Below are 3,894 nucleotides of genomic sequence, written 5' to 3' on the forward strand. Positions count from 1 at the left end.
GGCCAGCGGCACTCCCATGATGGCGAGGGTGATCCCGACGACGAGACCGTCAACCGCGGCCACCATGGCCGTGCCGCGGACATACCCGCCCAGGACGACGGTACTGCGATCCGCCGCCAGCCGTGCCTTGGCGCGCTGGTCGGCCGGCAGCATGCCAATGAGAAAGGCCCGGATTTCGGGCCYGTCCTTGAGGAAGAAGAACAGGGTGACGGCCATCAGCACCGCGCCGGTGAAGATTTCCACCGCGGTGCGGGCACCGGTGAGGGCTTCTGCACTGAACGTGCTCGAGGTGAAGAACTCCCGCACCGAGTCCATGACGGCGGTGATCTGTTGGTCGCTGACAGGGACAGGTCCGTGGTTCAGGAATGAGTGCAGTTGTTCGACTCCCGCAGCGGYCCGGGCCGTGAGCTCGCCCCACTGGTTGGAGACCAGAATGACGATGCCGGCGATGACGCTGCCGAAAACGGCGAGAATGGCCACGAACGAGGCAACCACCGCGAGGGCGCGCGGCCACGCGTGCCCGGTGAGCCAGCGGACCAGCGGGGAGATCGCTGCGGCCAGGATAACGGCGATGAGGACGGGGATGATGACGAGCGGGATGCGGCTGGCGGCCCAGATGATCGCCCATGCGAGGGCGGACACGGCGAGGACCTGCACGGAGCGGATGCTGGCGCGGCCCAGTCCGTCCGACCAGATGGCCGGCATTGCGCTGCGGGGTTCGATCATAGGGGTTCTCCCGGCGTTCGGACGCGGTGGCTAGGCCCAGCGCAGGGGTTTCGGCCTGGACTGTTGCCACGCATAGTAGAACCGCAAGCGGGCTTCGTTGCCGCGCTGCTGCTCAAGGGCGTGCAGGCGCCCGAAGGTAAATCCGGCGCCGGGGCCAGCCGCGGCCTGCCCCGCCAGCACCAGTAGGGTTTCCCGGGTGACGACGCTGTCCTGGAAGTCTCCGAGGATCTCCTGGATGCCCTCCGCGGCCCGGGCAACGTTCGTTGCTTGAGTGCCGAAAATGGGGGCAGCCGCCTCTGCGGCATAGCGCAGCCGCTTCGCAGCCTTCCGAACTTCATGCAATGCGGCATCTTGCGGTGTCCCGCCTGCGCCGCCGTCAAGGGACCGGACCGCCGCCTTGAGGCGTTTTCGTTCCGCGGAGACGAGCCGTCCAACCGTCCCCGGCGCATCGTTGCCTGCCCCGCCGCTCAGCGGAGGTACCGCAAGGAAGGCATCGAGGGCATCGAGGAGGCGGAAGTAGCGGGTGCTGTCCAGCGCGGCCAGGCCGGTGGCAAGGCCCTGTTGCTGGACGGTGCCGAGGTGCTCCTGGATCTGCTGCGCGACTGGTCCGATTAACAGCTCCGGAGGTTCGGCACTGATCATGTCCTTTAGCCGGGCACGGATGACCTCGGCGTCCCGGGCCTGGCCCACGTTGCCGGCGAGCCACTGGAGCTCGCCCCTAAGAAACCTGGCCGACGTCGTATCTGTGAGCGTTCGAAAGGTTGCCAGTGCCGACCGCAACCGGCGGGCGGCCACCCGGAATTGATGCACGGCATCGGGCGCATTGACCCGGACGCGAGGATCATTCAGCTTCACGGCGCGTACCTGTTGGGATACGTACGAGAGCATGACGTCCGAGGCCGGACCGTCCCGGCTCGGCTTTGGAGCCGTGGCCGGATTCTCCGGATAGTCCGGTCCGAGCGCCCGGGCGAGCTTGGACGGGTGCGTGGCGATGGTGACTCCCTCTGCGGCGCACAGAGCGTCAGCGTCCTGGAGCAGCCGACGGGGGCCGTCGGCGAGTTCCAGTTCCCATTCCCGCCACCGCGACGGTCCCGCGCAGGTTAGCAGGGATTGGGCCTCGACACGGTCGTCACTGAAGTTGGCAAGGACTGCGCCGTCGGCGGCGTATAACGGCGTCAACCTCCGGCTGGTCCGGATGTGTGCAACCGGAATCAGCGCGTGGCAGCGGCTGTGGACGAGGACCAGCTGCCGCAAATTTTCCGGCACGGCATCCTGATCGCCGCCAAGCGGCTCCTGTATAGCCCGGCGCTCCCCCACGGCGACCGGCAGTTTGAGGTGCCATCCTGGATCCGGACCGGCGGACCGCCGGCACAGGGTGATCCGTTGCCTGGCCAATGACAGTGCTTTGGTATCAAAGTAGACGGCGTCCAGCATTTCGTTGACGGGCTGCCCGGCGCGATCCACCCCTGGGATTGATGCCAGTGGCGGGAGGGCGTCGGATTCCGAAGGGCTGTACTTGCGTTCCACCTCGATCGCGTCGGCGGCCATGCTTCATTTTAGGAACTCCTGCACGCGCCGGGCGTGTGCCCAAAGGCCCCTATCGGAGGAGATTGTCACGGGAACCGGGTGCTGGGGACGGGTGGCCGCCCAGTTCAGGCCACGGCCCCGCGGAAGGCGCACAGACGCGGCGGTATGAGGCTGGAAAAATGACTTGCCCGGGCATGCGGCGGCGAGTAACTTTCGGAGCAGTGGGCCGGCGGACCGCTGGCCCCCTGCGAGAGGACCGCCATGCCAACCATAATCGGCCACCACGATGTCAAGGACAAGGATCACTGGCTTGCCTCGCCGAAGCGCGAAGAGGTGTTCGGCCCACTGGGGATCACCAACATTCGTACGTTCGTCAACCCCCAGAACCCGACGCAAGTCGCAGTGATGATGGATGTCCCTGACGTGGATGCCCTCATGGCCGCGATGCAAAATGACGTAATGGGCGAGGCGATGGCCTACGACGGCGTACTGCCCGAGACCCTGGTCATCCTGGTCGAGGCCAAGCCCTAGCTTCACCCGGGCGGACACCGCCGGCGGTGCAGGCGGATGTGGCGAAGCTCCGGTCAAATAGCGGTTGACCGGAGCTTCGGGTCCATTATGGGCAGTGGTTCCTGTGTATTGGCCGGGAATAGGCTGACCGCTAGTGGTTCAGCAATTCGCCCATGAGGGGCGCATTGCGGACATCGTCGGTCAGGGGGCTCAGCCCCCACACGTCCTCGATGGTGTGCAGCAAGGAATAGTGCGAGTAGGCGGCGTTGGATGTGAAGTGCTTCCGCGCTGCCGGGCCGGCAAAAACCGTAGCCACCCGGTTGTCGTCTTTGCTGCCTTCATCCCACGTGAGCACCAGCAGGGAGTTCTGCGTCGTGAAGGCCGGGGATCCCAGGATCCTGGGCACTTCGCGGGCGAGCCAGTCGTCTCCGGTGCCGATGGAGCAGTCGTGGGTGTCGTGGCACATGTCCGGGCTGATGAAAGCGTAGTCCGGCAGGGTCGACGGCGACTGCAGGTCCTGCCCCAGCCGGTCATACGGAACAACATGGTCCGAGCAGGAGGCCACGTCGTCCGTCACGGCAGGGTAATACATGAACGGATTATGCTTCACCGCATACCGGCGGGAGTCATGCGCGGCGCAGGGCGCGGGCATGCCCTCGGCATACATTTTCCAGGTCCGTCCGGATTGGGTGATCTCATCGGCGATCGAACGCACATCGGCGGTGCACGAGTCCGGTTTGCAGTCGCTGGTGATCCCCGCGCTCGTTCCGCTCGTGAGGGCGAGATAGTTGGGCAGGCTCGGGTGGGTGATGGCCCGGTAGTTGGCGGCCACCGAGAATTCCGCCGCAAGCTTGTTGAAGTAGCCCGCTTCGCTGGCGCCCATGATCTGCGAGGCCGCCTTGTTCTCCTGGACGATGACCACAATGTGCGCGATTCCGCTGCTGGCCTGCCCGCCCGGGGCGGGGTGCGGGGCCGGCTGCGCGAAATACGGGGATGGTGGTGGGGCCGCGGCGGTCGGGTCCTGGCCGGGGGACGCGGGCGGCGATTCGGTCCCGGCCGGCCCGGCAGGCAGGGACCCGGCCGGTGGGGACCCGGCAGTTGGGGACTGAGAAGGCGGGCCGGCCTGGAAGG

At 66.6% G+C, this 3,894-nt stretch carries 4 protein-coding genes; 1 reads left to right on the forward strand and 3 read right to left on the reverse strand.

Annotated features, from left to right (window positions below; genetic code table 11):
• Positions 1-726: AI-2E family transporter (locus tag AC1D1S_RS19815; protein ID WP_476995289.1), on the reverse strand; the 726-nt coding region annotated here is incomplete at its 3' end.
• 30 nt (positions 727-756) lie between these two features.
• A complete protein-coding gene (locus tag AC1D1S_RS19820; RefSeq protein WP_476945136.1) occupies positions 757-2,274 on the reverse strand; it encodes a CYTH and CHAD domain-containing protein in 1,518 nt (505 codons plus the stop codon).
• 240 nt (positions 2,275-2,514) lie between these two features.
• On the opposite strand from AC1D1S_RS19820, the gene AC1D1S_RS19825 reads away from it, so the two are divergent.
• On the forward strand, positions 2,515-2,784 hold the full coding sequence (locus tag AC1D1S_RS19825; RefSeq protein WP_476943676.1) for a hypothetical protein: 270 nt from the start codon (positions 2,515-2,517) through the stop codon (positions 2,782-2,784).
• Positions 2,785-2,914: 130 nt separating this feature from the next.
• Here AC1D1S_RS19825 and AC1D1S_RS19830 read toward each other — a convergent pair.
• Positions 2,915-3,894, reverse strand: a 980-nt coding sequence (locus AC1D1S_RS19830; RefSeq protein WP_476995290.1) for an alkaline phosphatase family protein, incomplete at its 5' end; no start/stop codon positions are given.

It is taken from the genome of Arthrobacter sp. P1_A5 (assembly GCF_056406825.1).

Coding starts and splice junctions, on each gene's coding strand:
- AC1D1S_RS19820 (WP_476945136.1), bottom strand. CDS start 2,274: ATGGCCGCCGACGCGATCGAGGTGGAACGCAAGTACAGCCCTTCGGAA.
- AC1D1S_RS19825 (WP_476943676.1), top strand. CDS start 2,515: ATGCCAACCATAATCGGCCACCACGATGTCAAGGACAAGGATCACTGG.